The organism is Streptomyces sp. NPDC001270, assembly GCF_042896695.1.
Lineage (GTDB): Bacteria > Actinomycetota > Actinomycetes > Streptomycetales > Streptomycetaceae > Streptomyces.
Genome location: NZ_JBIAXM010000005.1, coordinates 1 through 14,308 on the forward strand (window position 1 = coordinate 1; position 14,308 = coordinate 14,308).

Below are 14,308 nucleotides of genomic sequence, written 5' to 3' on the forward strand. Positions count from 1 at the left end.
CGGGCCACGGTGTCCGTCTTGGCCTTGCGCAGCGTGTCCGCCTGCGCCTTGCCACGGCCCTCCGCGACCGCCTCCGCCAGGTTCGCGAAGACCACGGTCAGCCACAGCCAGGCACTGATCGCCCAGCCGAACCAGTCACCCGGGTCCTTGAAGGAGAAGACCGTGGTCAGCAGGGAGCCGATCCACACCACGAACATCACGGGCGACTTGATCATCACCCGCGGGTCGAGCTTGCGGAACGCCTCCGGCAGCGATTTGAGCAGTTGCTTGGGGTCGAAGAGGCCCGCTCCGACACGGCCCTCGGCGGACTTGTGCCCGGTGGGTACGTCGCTGTGCGGCGCCCTGGTGGGAGTGGCTGTGGACATGGAGTCCTCTGACTTCTGTGTACGAGTGGCCATCACGACGCCAGCCCTTCGGCGAGCGGACCCAGCGCGAGGGCGGGGAAGTAGGTGAGGCCGGTGATGATCAGGATTGCGCCGACCAGCAGGCCGGTGAACAGCGGCTTCTCGGTGCGCAGGGTGCCGGCGGTGACCGGCACGGGCTTCTGCTCGGCGAGCGAGCCGGCCAGGGCGAGGACGAAGATCATGGGCAGGAAGCGGCCCAGCAGCATCGCGACACCCGTCATGGTGTTGAACCAGTCCGTATTCGCGTTCAGCCCCGCGAACGCCGAACCGTTGTTGTTCGCCGCCGACGTGAAGGCGTACAGCACCTCGGAGAACCCGTGCGCACCGGAGTTGAGCATCGAGTGCGGCGGGGTCGGCAGCGCCATGGAGATCGCGGTGAGGACCAGGACCAGTGCCGGGGTGATCAGGATGTAGCAGGCGGCGAGCTTGATCTCCCGCGAACCGATCTTCTTGCCCAGGTACTCGGGTGTCCGGCCGACCATCAGACCGGCGATGAACACCGCGATGATCGCCATGATCAGGATGCCGTAGAGGCCGGAGCCGGTGCCGCCGGGCGCGATCTCGCCGAGCATCATGCTCAGCATCGTGATGCCGCCGCCCAGTCCGGTGAACGAGGAGTGGAAGGAGTCCACCGCGCCGGTCGAGGTGAGCGTCGTGGACACCGCGAAGATCGACGAGCCGCCGATGCCGAAGCGGACCTCCTTGCCCTCCATCGCCCCGCCCGCGGCCTGGAGCGCCGGGCCGTGGTGGGCGAACTCGGTCCACATCATCAGGGCGACGAAGCCCAGCCAGATGGTGAACATCGTGGCGAGGATGGCGTAACCCTGCTTCACCGAGCCGACCAGCACTCCGAACGTGCGGGTGAGGCAGAACGGGATGATGAGGATCAGGAAGACCTCGAAGAGGTTCGAGAACGGGCTGGGGTTCTCGAACGGGTGAGCCGAGTTGGCGTTGAAGTAGCCACCGCCGTTCGTACCCAGTTCCTTGATCGCCTCCTGGGAGGCGACCGCGCCGCCGTTCCACTGCTGCGACCCGCCCATGAACTGTCCGACCTCGTGGATGCCGGAGAAGTTCTGGATCGCACCGCAGGCGACGAGGATCACCGCGGCGACGGCGGCCATCGGCACCAGGATCCGCAGCGTGCCGCGCACCAGGTCGGTCCAGAAGTTGCCGAGTTCACCCGTGCGCGAGCGCACGAAGCCGCGCACCAGCGCGACCGCGACGGCCATGCCGACCGCCGCGGAGAGGAAGTTCTGCACGGCGAGACCAGCGCTCTGCACGACGTGACCCATGGTCTGTTCGCCGTAGTACGACTGCCAGTTCGTGTTGGTCACGAACGACACGGCCGTGTCGAACGACTGCGCCGGGTTGACCGAGGAGAAGCCGAGCGAACCGGGCAGGATGCCCTGGAGCCGTTGCAGCAGATAGAGGAAGAAGACGCTGATCGCCGAGAAGGCGAGGACACCGCGCAGATACGCGGGCCAGGTCATCTCGGCGTTCGGGTTCGCGCCTATGCCCTTGTAGATCCACTTCTCCACGCGCAGATGCCGGTCGGAGGAGTAGACCCGGGCCATGTAGTTGCCGACGGGGATGTAGACGAGCGCCAGCGCGCCGATGAGGGCGAGCAGCTGGAGCACGCCCGCGAGTACCGGACCCATGTCTGTTCTCAGAACCTCTCCGGGAAGATCAGGGCGAGGACGAGATAACCCAGCAGGGCAACGGCCACCACCAGACCTACGACGTTCTCAGCGGTCACAGCTTCGCCACCCCCCTGGCGACAAGGGCCACCAGCGCGAACAGCGCGATCGTGGTGACGACGAAGGCCACATCGGCCATCGCGAACTCCTGGAATGAGGTTCGGTTGAATCGGACCGTTCGAGGAAAACGCCTGAGTGGCCGGTTCCGGTCGCGCGTTGACAGCTCTCATACGGCAGCCCGCTCGGCTTTGACGGGCCTCTTACGGCCGCCGGCCGCCGGTGGCCGGTCCGCCATGACTGTCGGTGACCTGCCTCACAGCGATCGGACGGTCCGGCGTGATCCGGCGTACGGCGCGCAGACCTGGGCGAAGGCGAGCGCTGCCCGGCGGCGGACCCCGCGGCCGGCATCCAGGGCGATGGCGTACGGCGGGCCGTCGTCCGGGCGAGCGGGCTTCGTGGGCACCGGAAGGCCACCGCGGGCGGTGTGCGCGCGGAACGCGTCGGTCCTGACACCGTCTTGACGCGGCCGGGTGGACGGCACGGCGGACGGCCCGGCCTGCGACACAGCCGACGACACGGTCGGCACACCGGCAGGTGAGGGCGGCGCGGAAGCGACCGCGCCGCCCGGCTCGCGGCCCCCGTGCCGCGCCCCCGTGCCGCGCCCAGCCTGGCATCCGGGCACCGGTCGCCTCATCGGCCAGGAGTGCACTCGGCTTGGCGTACAGCGCACTGTCCGCGGACCGCCGGGCATCGGGTACCCCCGTGGCGGGCGAGGCCGCTCCCGGCGTACGCTCCCATGCGGCATCACCGGGGGAGGGGAATGCTCACCACAGTGCTGGACACCGCCCGTCTGCGGCCCGCCGAGCGGACCGCGGCGTGGGCCGAGGTCACGGGCCTCGCGCTGGTGAACACCCTGATCCGCTTCCTGGTCCACGAACCCGATCAGGTGAGCGCCCAGATCCAGACGCTGGCGCTCGGTCCGGTCCAGTTGTCGGTCATGTCCTACACGCCGCTGTCGTCCCGACGGACCGCCCGGCTGATCCGGCAGTCCGATCCTGAGCAGTACCAGCTCGGGCTGACCGTGGCCGGACACCAGCGGATCGAGCAGGCCCGGTCGAGCGCCGCGCTCGGTCCCGGCGAACTGGTGCTGTACGACAGTTCGCGGCCGTTCACCGCCGTCTCGGGCCCGCAGTCCTCCGGTACCCGGACCGTCCTGCTCCAGTTCCCCAGGACGCTCCTGCCCCTGCCGGAGAAGGACGTGGCGCCGCTGTGCGGTACGGCGCTGGACTCGGGGTCGGGCGTCGGGCGGCTGCTCGGCCTGATGCTCACCGGCCTGGTGGAGACGCACGGCGATCTCACTCCGGCTGACACCGCCCGGCTCGGCACCACCGCGGTCGATCTCGCCGCGGCCCTGCTCGCCCACCACAGCGACCGGCAGGCGCTGCTCCCGGCCGAGTCCCGGCAGGGCGCGCTGTTCCAGCAGATCGGCGCCTTCATCGCCGCTCATCTGCACGACCCCGGTCTGAAGCCGGGCACGGTGGCCGCGGCGCACTTCATCTCGACCCGCTATCTGCACCGCATCTTCCAGCAACACGGCACGACGGTCGGTGAGTTCGTACGGCAGCAGCGCATCGCCCGCTGCCGGCGGGATCTGGCGGACCCGGCGCAGCGCACGGTCCCCGTCGCGGTCATCGGCGCGCGCTGGGGATACCTGGCGCCGTCCGACTTCACCCGTGCCTTCCGCACCTCCGTCGGTCTGACGCCGAGCGAGTACCGGGCGATCAGCCAGGCGCCGCGGTCAGCAGGGGGGCGCGGCGAAGTCCACGACCGCTAATGCACCCGCGAGTTCCACCTCGTCGCCGAGGGCGTGTTCGGCGACCCGCGCGACCACGTGGGCGGGGATCTCGTCGAGCCGGTAGGTGGAGCGGGCGTCCCGGGGCAGGACGACCGAGAGGCCACGGGCGAGCGCGGTGCGGACGGAGGCGCTCACGCACATCTCGGAGAGCAGGCCGACGACGGCGATACGGCGGACGCGGCGGCGCTCCAGCAGGGCGCCGAGCGGCGTTCCCGCGAAGCCGTCGTCTTCGGTCTTGCGGATCACGGCCTCGTCCGGCGCCGTGAGACACAGCTGCCGGCCGGGGCGGCCCGGCTCGTCGACGGCGCCTGCCGGACCGTCGTTCTGGAGGTGGATCACCACGGCGCGGGCGCGACGGGCCCGGAGCAGCAGGCCGGAGACGGTGCGGACGAGACGGCCGCCTCGCCGGTGAGGAAACCCTGCTGCATGTCGACGACGACCAGGGCCTCGACCGGGGTGACCCCGCGGACCCGGAGGGCCCGCGCGGAGGTGGCCCCGCGCCGGGGGGCGCCCGGGGTGCGGGCGCCCTCCGGTCGCCCGGCTCACCTGACGGACTCGGCCTCCTCCAGGACGGGCACCCGCGGTGTCGCGTCCTGCCGGCCGGGGATGGTCAGGCCGGGCAGGGCCACCACGAAGGCGACGGCGGCGACGGCCGCCGCGCCCAGCAGACCCGCGCGCGCGGCGGTGGCGAAGTCGCCGTGCGTGGCGAGGAGTTTGCTGAAGTACAGGGAACTGGCCAGTGCCGTACCCAGCGAGGTGCCGATCTTCATGCCGGTCTGGTAGACACCCGCCGCGGTGCTGCCGTCCCGGCGCGGCACCCCTTGCAGGGCGAGCGTCTGGTTGGCCGCGATGACGAACCCGGCGCCGCAGCCGGCCACGAACAGCGGCAGGGCCATCCGCAGGAACATGTTGTCCCCCGGGCCGGAAGCGCCGACCACCAGGGCGGTCACCGCGAGCCCGGCGGCGGTCATGGCGGTGCCGATGACGACCAGCGGGCGGCCGATGCGGTGCACGAGACGGCCGGTGACGACGCCGCAGGCCGCGGAGCCGACCGTGAAGAGCACCGTGCACAGGGACGCCTTGAGCGGTGAGTAGTGCAGGCCCTGCTGGAGGAACTGGGCCACGACGATGAAGATGCCGGTGAATCCGCCGTAGAGCGCTCCGGCGACGAGGGTGCCGACCCAGTAGGTGCGCTCGCGGAACAGCGCGAGGTCGACCAGGGGCTGCCGTTCCCGGAGGGTGACGGAGCGTTCCCACCGGACGAAGACGGCCAGCAGGGCGATCCCGCAGGCCGCGAGCCACCAGCGGCGCTCGGCCCACGCCCCGCTCTGCAGCAGCGGCAGCATCACGCCGGTGACGCCCAGGCCGAGCACCACGGTGCCGACCAGGTCGAGTCCGCGGCGCTGGGCGCCGCGCCGGCCCTCGGGCAGCAGGCGTGCGGCCAGCAGCAGTGCCACCACGTCGAGCGGGATGAACACGAAGAAGATCCAGCGCCAGCCTTCCGCGTCACCGACGTTCCGCAGGATGATGCCGCCCAGGAGCGGGCCGATGGCGGTGGAGAGGCTGACGCTCGCGCCGTAGTAGCCGAAGGCGCGGCCGCGTTCCCGCCGCTGGTACATCTGGTGCAGCAGCCCGACCACCTGGGGTGCGACCAGGCCGGCCGCGACGCCCCGGGCCAGGCGCGCGGCGACGAGCCAGGTGGCGTCGGGCGCGACCCCGCACAGCACGCCGGTGATGGTGAACAGCACCATGCCGATGAGGAAGATCTTCTTACGGCCGAACTCGTCGCCCAGCCGGCCGCTCGGGACCAGGACGAGCCCGAAGGTCAGGGTGTAACCGGCGACGGACCAGGTCGCCTGCGAGGACGACAGGTGCAGATGGTGCTCCATGGAGGGCAGCGCCACCGTCACGATGCTCACGTCGAGGAGGGTCAGAAAGGCGGCGGCGATGCACACGGCCAGGGCCTGAGCACGGTGCCTGCTGCTGAGCCGGGCGGATTCGGGGGTACCGGGACGTCCCTTGTTCCCGGGTGTTTCAGCTGGTGTGCCGAGGTCTTCCGGCGTCTTTGCCATGGTGTACCTCTGTGTTTCCCGTCGGCCATCTTCAGAGGGAGTTCGATGCCGTGGGGCGGCTGTCACGCGAGGTGTGCGGCCCCCGGGGAATGCGGCTCTTGCTGGGGGAGCTGCATCCGTTTCCGATAGGGGCCGGGACCCGCACGGGCTGCGGTCCCGGCCCCTGTGCCGTGGCTCCCGGGCCGGTGGCCGGGAGTGCGGGCGCCGAGGTGGCGGGGGTCGTCAGCCGGCGTCGGCGGTGAGGCCCGCCTTCTGCACGCCGAAGACCGCGACGGCCTCGTCGTTGTCGGGGCGGTCGCCGCTGACGCCGACCGCGCCGAGGAGCACGCCGTCCGCGTCGCGGATCAGCACGCCGCCCTTGGAGGCGGCGATCCGGCCCTCGGAGATGGCCGCCAGGGCGGCGAAGAACGCGGGGTCGCGCGTCGCGTGGCGGGCACCGGCGGCGCCGCCCTGGCCGGTGCCGAGGCAGCCCCATGCCTTGGCGTGGGCGATCTGCGGGCGCAGGATGCCCGCGGTCTCCTCACGCTTGACCACCAGCGGGTGGCCGCCGGGGTCGAGGACGGTGACGGCCAGCGGGCGCAGGCCCAGTTCGCGGGCCTGGCTGAGGGCCGCGTCCACGATCTCGGACGCCTGGCTCAGGGTCAGTGTGCTCATCGTTGAGACTCCTTCTCCTTCTTGGGTTTCTTGTCGGGTTCGTTGCCGGGTTCGTTGCCGGGTTCTTGTTCGTCTGCTTGTGCGTCTGCTTGTTCGTGTTCCTGGTCCGGTGTGTTGTCGGCCTGGTCGTCGGGTCCGTTCTGGCGGGTGCCGCTCGGGGAAGGGGGGATCGTGCTCGCCGCGTCCTCGTCGCTGACGCGGGTGGCCGCGTACAGGCCGAGGAGGTTGACGGCGGCGAGGGTGAGGAAGGCGGCGTGGTAGCCGGACACGCACGGGGAGGGGTGCGGGCCCGTGGTGCCCGCGGTCACCAGGACGGTGGTGGCGAGGGCGACTCCGGCGGCGCCGCCGAGCCTGCGGCCGACGTTGAAGAGGGTCGAGGCCCGGCCGGAGGACCAGGACGACACCGTCGCGAAGGACGCGGACTGGGTGCCGACGAAGACCTGTCCGACGGCGAGCCCCATGCCGAACAGCAGGAGCACGATCAGCCACCGGCCGGTGCCGGCGCGCAGCAGCAGCCCCATCGCGGCGATGACCACACAGGTGGCGCCCGTGCCGAGCATCAGGTGCCGGCGGGGACGGAGCCTGCGGTAGAGCACCCGGCTGGCGAGTTGTGAGCCGGTGACCACGCCGACGGCCTCGGGGAAGGTGGTGAGGCCGGCGGCCATCGGGGTCATGCCCCGTGCGTCCTGGAGGTAGAGGGTGAGGGTGAACAGGGCGCCGAGGAAGGTCACCGTCTGCACGGTCAGCACGGTGGTGCCGGCGGCGAACAGCCGGTCCCGCAGCAGCCGCAGGTCGAGCATCGGTGACCGCTTGCGCAGTTCGACGGCCGTCAGCCCGGCGGCCAGGACGGCGCCGCAGCCGAGGGCGGCGGCCACGGGCGCGGTGCCCCAGCCCTGTTCGGGCCCTTCGGAGATGCCGTACATGAGGAGTCCGAAGCCGGACGCGGCGAGCAGGAAGCCGCCGAGGTCGAACCGCTCGGCGGGCCTGGCCGGTTCGTTGCGCAGGCAGAGCAGGCCGAAGAGGACGGCGAGGACGCCGATGGGGACGTTGACGTAGAAGATGGCCCGCCAGGAGACGTGGGTCACCAGGATGCCGCCGAGTACCGGGCCCATGGTGGGGGCGAGGCCGTTGGCGATGCTGAGTACGGCGGAGGCGCGCACCCGTTCCTCGGGCGGGAAGGTGCGCAGCAGCATCGCCATGCCGACGGAGGCGAGCATGCCGCCGCCGATGCCTTGCAGGACCCGGAAGGTGACCAGTTGGCCGAGGCCGGTGGCCGTGCCGCACAGTGCGGAGCCGAGGGTGAACAGGGCGACGGCGGTCAGCAGGGTGCGTTTGCCGCCGAAGCGGTCGCCGAGCCAGCCGGAGACGGGGACGAAGACGGCGAGGCTGACCAGGTAGGAGATGGAGACGGTGTCGACGGCCGTGGCGGGGACGTCGAAGGCGCGGCCGATGGTGGGCAGGGCGACGTTGACGATGGTCATGTCGAGCGTGCTCAGGAACAGCCCGGCCACGTACACGACCCCGACGGCCACCTGCTGGCTGACGGCGATCCGCGGGCCGCGTGCGTCCTCGGGCGGCTCGCCCGCGGACTCCGTGGCCGGGTGCGCGCTCATCCGACCGGTGGGGTGGTCCGGGCCGCTCCGAGTGACGTCGTCAGCCGCAGCAGTTCGTCGATCACTCCGGTGGCGTTCTCGTCGAGACCGGGAGCGGACTCGAACCGGCCCTCGGGGGTGATCGACGTCCGTACGAAGGGGATGTGCACGCTGCCGGAGAGCGGCACCATGCCGAGTGAGGCCACCACGGGCAGCAGCGCCTGCACGGCGCGGGCGCCTGCCGCGACCCCGCCGTACCCGACGAACGCGACCGGCTTGCCGGCCCATTCGCGGGCGAGGTAGTCGAGGGCGTTCTTGGTGGCCGCGTTGTAGCTGTGGTTGTACTCGGGCACCACGAAGACGTACGCGTCGCCGGTGCGCACGGTCTCGCTCCAGCGGCGGGTGTGGTCGTGCTCGTACCGGCCGCGCTGCGGCGGACGCGGCTCGTCGAGGAGCGGCAGCCCGACCTCGGCGAGGTCGACGAGGCGGGCGTCGAATCCGGCGTGCCTGACCGCCAGGTCGTGGAACCAGGTGGCGATGGGCAGGCCGCGGCGGCCGGGCCGGGTGCTGCCGACGATGATCTGAAGCTGCGGTCGCGTCACTGCTGACCCTCCGTGTCTCAGTCGTCGAGGACGACTTTGTTCTCGATGACTCCGAGCCCCTCGATCTCGCCGCGGACGATGTCGCCCGGCTCGACGGTCCCGTGGCCCGACGGGGTGCCGGTGGACAGCACGTCGCCCGGCGCCAGGGTGATCGCCTCGGTGAGCCAGGCCAGTTGCTCGGGGATGGTGTGGAACATCTGGGCGGTGCTGCCCTCCTGGCGCGACTCGCCGTTGACCCACTGCCGGATGGGCAGGTCGTGGGGGTCGGCGATCTCGTCAGGGGTGACGAACCAGGGGCCGGTGATGCCGTAGGTGTCGAAGCCCTTGGCGCGGTCCATGCGGCCGCCGTCCAGTTCGGACACGTCCCGCGAACCGGAGTCGCAGAACAGCACGTAACCGGCCACGGCGTTCAGGGCGTCGGCCTGGGCGAGGTGGCGGGAGCGGCGGCCCACCACCACGCCGAGTTCCACCTCCGGGTCGACCTTGCTGCTGATCGCCGGGTGGAGCAGGTCGTCGCGGGGGCCGGCCAGGGCGCTCACCGACTTCAGGCAGCCCCGCATGGTGGGGCGCTCGCCCCGCGGCGGCTGCTGCGCGCCGGGCCGGGCGCCGCGTGGGAAGTTGGCGAGCATGAGCCAGACGGTGCGTGGTCGCCCGAGCGGGGTGCCGAGCCGTCCGGGCTCGTCGGACCACAGGCAGTCGGCGTCGAGTTCACCGGTGCCGGCGTGGTCGACGGCCCAGTCGTGCACCCGGCGGATCTCACCGAGGTCCGGGTCGGCCTGGAGCAGCGCGGGCAGGTCGCCGAGGACGACGTGCCGGGAGCGGGCCAGGGCGTCGTCCCGGTGGACACCGGCTGTCTCCGCCCGGCGGACCGAGGCGGCCTGGATGTCGACGAGGTGGCCGGGTACGACATCGGCGAAGCAGAGGCGGTCGCCGAAGGGTGTCCGGCGCGAGGCGATTTTCACGGGGTGCGAGGACTTTCCATGAGTGGGGTCGAGGCAGCCGACGGTGGCCCGGGGTGGTCCCGCTCCCGAGCCATCGTCCGGGTGAGCAGCCGTGCGTCAGCCGTTGTCGGCGTCCTTGGGGTTCTCGAAGCGGATGCCGCCGTCGGTGACGACGGTGACGAACTTGTCGTCGTCGGGCTCGACCGGCTGGACGATCGGCGGCAGGCCGACCGTGTACAGCACGAGTTCCTCGGTCGCGGTGTAGCGGACCTTCTCCCCCGGCTCGGCCTCCACCGCGCCCATCCAGCCGATCGCGGTGCCCTCGGCCGTGCCCCGGCCCTGGAGCACCACGGTCAGCCGCTTGGCGTCCGCGCTCTCCGACACCCACTCGGCGCCGGCGTCGAGCTTGACGAAGTCGATCCAGAACTGCCGCTCGGTGTAGGTGCCGATGTGCTTGCGCTTGACTCCCGGCCAGCCCGCCACCGGCAGGTAGTTGAAGTGGTCCGGGTTGCTGATGACGACGCCGTTGTAGCGCGGCTTGGGGAACCTCTGCTCCCGGCGCGGACGGCGCTCGGCCTGGGCCTCCTTGTTGTCCGGGCCGCGGCCGCGGCCGGCCTGCATGCCCAGCGCCGAGGCACCGCCGAACTGCAGCACCAGCTGGAGCTGCTTGGGGTCCTCCAGCTTGTCGTCCTGCGGCCCGTAGGTCTGGCCCTCCGGGAAGTAGCCGACCTCGCCCTCGCGCAGGAAGCCCTGCTCACCGATGTTCATGTCGCCGATCACGGGCAGCCGGATCTGCTCGAACGTGTGGCAGTGCCGCGGCATGGTGAAGTCGGCCTCGTTGCGGCCGAGGATGTAGCGGTAGTTCTCGAACGGCTTGGTCCGGTCGCCCATCAGCAGGTAGTTGAAGGACACCGTCCCCCGCGGATGGTCCATCTTGAACGCGTTCTCGTCGTACGGCGCGATCTTCATCGCTGTCCTCCGTTTTCGAGTGCTCAGCCGTCCCGGGCCCGGAGCGGGCGGGACGGAGTCCGACTACGGGCGGCGGTCACCGGATGCGCGCTCGCCCGGCCGGGCCGAGGCGCGTCTGTCCGACGACCTCCGATCGCCGTAACTACAGAACCTTCCTAGTAGGTTTGTGTCAAGGTAGGTAGTGAGCTTTCATCGAAATCGAAGGAGCACCCAGATGGCCGGCACCGACCTCGCGAGAACCGTCTCTCTGGTCACCGGCGCGTCCGACGGAACAGGTGCCATGACGGCCGAGACGCCGGTGACGTGGGGCTTCACGGCGACATGAGACTCCGCGATGACGTGGGGCCACGCAGCGGCGCGGGGCTCCGCAGCGGGGCCGAGCCCGGCGCGGGGACAGAGCGGGGCGATGTCGCGGCGCCCGACACCCCAGCCACCACCTGGCCACCAACCTACCAAGTAGGTTAAAGTTCGGTGCACAGCAGAGCCGCTGCCGGAACGCGTCTCGGCAGCGGCTGTGTGGGACGAGCCCCGGCGCGGGCAGCCGGGCTCGTCCCACGGGATGCGGGTGGGTCGGCCGCGCCGCCTCAACTGTCCGGAATCCGGGTGGGTCGGCCGCGCCGCCTCAACTGTCCGGAATCCGGGTGGGCCGGCCGGGCTCAGCCGTCCGGATTCAGGTGGGCGGACCCGGCCGAGCCGCCCGGAATCCAGGAGTGCGGGCCCGTGTCAGCCGCCGACGTACGCCGCGAGGTGCTCGCCGGTGAGGGTGGAGCGGGCGGCGACGAGATCGGCGGGGGTGCCCTCGAAGACGATCCGGCCGCCGTCGTGACCGGCGCCCGGACCGAGGTCGATGATCCAGTCGGCGTGCGCCATGACCGCCTGGTGGTGCTCGACCACGATCACCGACTTGCCGGAGTCGACGAGCCGGTCGAGCAGGCCGAGCAACTGCTCGACGTCGGCGAGGTGCAGGCCCGAGGTCGGCTCGTCGAGGACGTAGACGCCGCCCTTCTCGGACATGTGCGTGGCCAGGTTGAGGCGCTGGCGTTCACCGCCGGAGAGGGTGGTGAGCGGCTGGCCGAGGGTGAGGTAGCCGAGCCCGACGTCGGCGAGCCGGGTGAGGATCCGGTGCGCGGCAGGCGTGCGCGGCTCGCCCGAGCCGAAGAACTCCTCGGCCTCGGACACCGGCATCGCGAGGACCTCGCTGATGTCACGGCCGCCCAGCGTGTACTCCAGGACCGAGGGCTGGAACCGCTTGCCCTCGCAGTCCTCGCAGGGCGAGGAGACCCCCGCCATCATCGCCAGGTCGGTGTAGATGACGCCGGCGCCGTTGCAGGTGGGGCAGGCGCCCTCGGAGTTGGCGCTGAACAGCGCGGGCTTGACGCCGTTGGCCTTGGCGAACGCCTTGCGGACCGGGTCGAGCAGCCCGGTGTACGTCGCCGGGTTGCTGCGCCGGGACCCGCGGATCGGACTCTGGTCGACCGTGACCACCCCTTCGTCGGCCGGGATCGAGCCGTGCACCAGGGAACTCTTGCCCGACCCGGCGACGCCGGTGACGACGGTGAGCACGCCGAGCGGAACGTCCACGTCCACACCGGTCAGGTTGTTCACCGACGCGCCGCGGATCTCCAGCACACCGGTGGGCTCGCGCACCGTCCCCTTCAGGGCCGACCGGTCGTCGAGATGGCGTCCGGTGACGGTCTCCGAGCCGCGCAGCCCTTCGACGCCGCCCTCGTAGCAGACGGTGCCGCCCCCCGTGCCGGCGCCGGGCCCCAGGTCGACCACGTGGTCGGCGATGCCGATCAGCTCCGGCTTGTGCTCCACGACGAGCACCGTGTTGCCCTTGTCCCGCAGGCGCAGCAGCAGGTCGTTCATCCGCTGGATGTCGTGCGGGTGCAGGCCCGCGGTGGGCTCGTCGAAGACGTAGGTGACATCGGTGAGCGCGGAGCCGAGGTGCCGGATCATCTTGACGCGCTGTGCCTCACCGCCCGAGAGCGTGCCCGCCGGCCGGTCGAGGGCGAGGTAGCCGAGGCCGATCTCCACGAACGAGTCCAGCGTGTGCCGCAGCTTGCCGAGCAGCGGCGCCACCGAGGGCTCGTCGACGCCGCGGATCCACTCGGCGAGATCACGGATCTCCATCGCGCAGGCGTCGGCGATGCTGATCCCCTCGATCTTCGAGGACCTGGCGCCCTCGCTCAGCCGGGTGCCGTCGCACTCGGGGCAGGTCGCGAAGGTCACCACCCGCTCCACGAACGCCCGGATGTGCGGCTGCAACGCGTCGATGTCCTTCGACAGCATCGACTTCTGGATCCGCGGGATCAGTCCCTCGTACGTCAGGTTGATGCCGTCGACCTTGATCTTGGTCGGCTCCTTGTGCAGCAGGTCGTGCAGCTCCCGCTTGGTGAACCTGCGGATCGGCTTGTCCGGGTCGAAGAAGCCGCAGCCGAGGAAGATGCGGCCGTACCAGCCGTCCATGCTGTAACCGGGGATCGTCAGCGCGCCCTCGCTCAGCGACTTGCTGTCGTCGTAGAGCTGGGTCAGGTCGATGTCGGAGACGCTGCCCCGGCCCTCGCAGCGCGGGCACATGCCGCCGGTGCGGCTGAAGGTCGCCTTCTCCGTCTTCTTGGTGCCCTTCTCGACGGTGATCGCGCCGCTCGCCCGGACCGAGGGCACGTTGAAGGCGAAGGCGCCGGGCGGGCCGACGTACGGCTTGCCGAGGCGGCTGAAGAGGATGCGCAGCATCGCGTTCGCGTCGGTCGCGGTGCCGACCGTGGAGCGGGGATCGGCGCCCATCCGCTGCTGGTCCACGATGATCGCGGTGGTCAGCCCGTCGAGCACGTCGACCTCGGGCCGGGCGAGCGTGGGCATGAAGCCCTGGACGAAGGCGCTGTAGGTCTCGTTGATCAGCCGCTGGGACTCCGCGGCTATGGTGGCGAACACCAGTGAGCTCTTGCCCGAGCCGGACACCCCGGTGAACACCGTCAGCCGGCGCTTCGGGATCTCGACGCTGACGTCCTTGAGGTTGTTCTCACGCGCGCCGTGCACCCGGATCAGGTCGTGGCTGTCGGCGGTGTGCGACGCGGGCGTCCGCGCGTCCGTGCTCGTGGCCTTGCTCATCGTCTCTCCCTCTGTCGCTGGCTGTTGCGGGGCCGGCTCCGCGGTCCTCGCCGCCGTGGCCGGCGCGGGCGCGGCACGGTCCGCGGCCCGTTCGGGGCGCCGGCCGGGCGCCGAGCGTGCCGGGTCGGCTCCGTCCGGGCGCGCTCGGCGCGGGAACCGAGGTCTGCCGCCAGGAGGTGCCCGGACGGCGTGGGCGGGGTCGGGGTTCCAGAGCCAGGTCCGGCCTCTGCGGGGGAGGAGACCGGGGCGCCACTGCCCCGGACCGGGGCGGGCCGCCTGGCCGCGGTCAGAGAATAGCCCGCTCCCGCACCCGTATGACCACCCCCTTTTGAATTCCGGTCCCCCCGTCCCACGCCCCCGTCGGGCGCCGCCGGGCCGTGGGACGGGTGCGGCGGCGGCCCTCCGGGCGGT

12 protein-coding genes and 1 pseudogene are annotated in these 14,308 nt (G+C 71.4%); 1 reads left to right on the forward strand and 12 read right to left on the reverse strand.

Going from position 1 to position 14,308, the window contains the following annotated elements:
* The 4 genes and pseudogenes from ACFY2B_RS10050 to ACFY2B_RS10065 form a co-directional block, all read right to left on the reverse strand.
* Nucleotides 1–365 (reverse strand): annotated as a pseudogene (locus ACFY2B_RS10050) (potassium-transporting ATPase subunit B); the annotation flags it as partial.
* Between the two features lie 32 nt (nt 366–397).
* On the reverse strand, nt 398–2,062 hold the full coding sequence (kdpA, locus tag ACFY2B_RS10055) for a potassium-transporting ATPase subunit KdpA (RefSeq protein ID WP_390762666.1): 1,665 nt from the start codon (nt 2,060–2,062) through the stop codon (nt 398–400).
* Nucleotides 2,063–2,070: 8 nt separating this feature from the next.
* Nucleotides 2,071–2,160, reverse strand: coding sequence for a K(+)-transporting ATPase subunit F (kdpF, locus tag ACFY2B_RS10060; protein ID WP_009326374.1), 90 nt, complete (start codon nt 2,158–2,160; stop codon nt 2,071–2,073).
* A gap of 254 nt (nt 2,161–2,414) precedes the next feature.
* Complete coding sequence (locus ACFY2B_RS10065) at nt 2,415–2,564, reverse strand: hypothetical protein (RefSeq protein ID WP_390762667.1); 150 nt, start codon at nt 2,562–2,564, stop codon at nt 2,415–2,417.
* A 357-nt stretch (nt 2,565–2,921) separates the two neighbouring features.
* Here ACFY2B_RS10065 and ACFY2B_RS10070 point away from each other — a divergent pair, with 357 nt between their 5' ends.
* Nucleotides 2,922–3,935, forward strand: coding sequence for a helix-turn-helix domain-containing protein (locus tag ACFY2B_RS10070; RefSeq protein ID WP_390762668.1), 1,014 nt, complete (start codon nt 2,922–2,924; stop codon nt 3,933–3,935).
* On the opposite strand, the gene ACFY2B_RS10075 is transcribed toward ACFY2B_RS10070, so the two are convergent.
* The 8 genes from ACFY2B_RS10075 to ACFY2B_RS10110 all read right to left on the reverse strand — a co-directional run bounded on the left by ACFY2B_RS10075 (nt 3,900) and on the right by ACFY2B_RS10110 (nt 13,897).
* Complete coding sequence (locus ACFY2B_RS10075; protein WP_390762669.1) at nt 3,900–4,298, reverse strand: isochorismatase family protein; 399 nt, start codon at nt 4,296–4,298, stop codon at nt 3,900–3,902. The two genes, ACFY2B_RS10070 and ACFY2B_RS10075, sit on opposite strands and share 36 nt — an antisense overlap.
* Nucleotides 4,299–4,498: 200 nt before the next feature.
* Nucleotides 4,499–6,028 carry an MFS transporter gene (locus ACFY2B_RS10080; RefSeq protein ID WP_390762670.1) on the reverse strand — a complete coding sequence of 510 codons (1,530 nt, stop codon included), beginning with the start codon at nt 6,026–6,028 and terminating at the stop codon, nt 4,499–4,501.
* Between the two features lie 222 nt (nt 6,029–6,250).
* On the reverse strand, nt 6,251–6,682 hold the full coding sequence (locus ACFY2B_RS10085) for a heme-binding protein (protein WP_376535352.1): 432 nt from the start codon (nt 6,680–6,682) through the stop codon (nt 6,251–6,253).
* Nucleotides 6,679–8,295: a DHA2 family efflux MFS transporter permease subunit gene (locus ACFY2B_RS10090; protein ID WP_390762671.1), complete on the reverse strand. Its 1,617-nt coding sequence runs from the start codon at nt 8,293–8,295 to the stop codon at nt 6,679–6,681. The genes ACFY2B_RS10085 and ACFY2B_RS10090 overlap by 4 nt, the downstream gene beginning before the upstream one ends.
* Nucleotides 8,292–8,876 (reverse strand): NADPH-dependent FMN reductase, encoded by a 585-nt coding sequence (locus tag ACFY2B_RS10095; protein WP_390762672.1) that lies wholly within the window; start codon nt 8,874–8,876, stop codon nt 8,292–8,294. The genes ACFY2B_RS10090 and ACFY2B_RS10095 overlap by 4 nt, the downstream gene beginning before the upstream one ends.
* 17 nt (nt 8,877–8,893) lie before the next feature.
* Nucleotides 8,894–9,838, reverse strand: coding sequence for a fumarylacetoacetate hydrolase family protein (locus ACFY2B_RS10100; RefSeq protein ID WP_390762673.1), 945 nt, complete (start codon nt 9,836–9,838; stop codon nt 8,894–8,896).
* A 96-nt stretch (nt 9,839–9,934) separates the two neighbouring features.
* Nucleotides 9,935–10,786, reverse strand: coding sequence for a hypothetical protein (locus ACFY2B_RS10105; RefSeq protein WP_390762674.1), 852 nt, complete (start codon nt 10,784–10,786; stop codon nt 9,935–9,937).
* A 723-nt stretch (nt 10,787–11,509) separates the two neighbouring features.
* Nucleotides 11,510–13,897, reverse strand: a complete 2,388-nt coding sequence (locus ACFY2B_RS10110) for an ATP-binding cassette domain-containing protein (RefSeq protein WP_390762675.1) — start codon at nt 13,895–13,897, stop codon at nt 11,510–11,512.
* Between the last annotated feature and the right edge of the window lie 411 nt (nt 13,898–14,308).

Excerpts from the sequence above, each read along its gene's own strand:
- kdpA (WP_390762666.1), bottom strand. The coding sequence starts at position 2,062 with ATGGGTCCGGTACTCGCGGGCGTGCTCCAGCTGCTCGCCCTCATCGGC.
- ACFY2B_RS10070 (WP_390762668.1), top strand. The coding sequence starts at position 2,922 with ATGCTCACCACAGTGCTGGACACCGCCCGTCTGCGGCCCGCCGAGCGG.
- ACFY2B_RS10080 (WP_390762670.1), bottom strand. The coding sequence starts at position 6,028 with ATGGCAAAGACGCCGGAAGACCTCGGCACACCAGCTGAAACACCCGGG.
- ACFY2B_RS10085 (WP_376535352.1), bottom strand. The coding sequence starts at position 6,682 with ATGAGCACACTGACCCTGAGCCAGGCGTCCGAGATCGTGGACGCGGCC.
- ACFY2B_RS10090 (WP_390762671.1), bottom strand. The coding sequence starts at position 8,295 with ATGAGCGCGCACCCGGCCACGGAGTCCGCGGGCGAGCCGCCCGAGGAC.
- ACFY2B_RS10105 (WP_390762674.1), bottom strand. The coding sequence starts at position 10,786 with ATGAAGATCGCGCCGTACGACGAGAACGCGTTCAAGATGGACCATCCG.
- ACFY2B_RS10110 (WP_390762675.1), bottom strand. The coding sequence starts at position 13,897 with ATGAGCAAGGCCACGAGCACGGACGCGCGGACGCCCGCGTCGCACACC.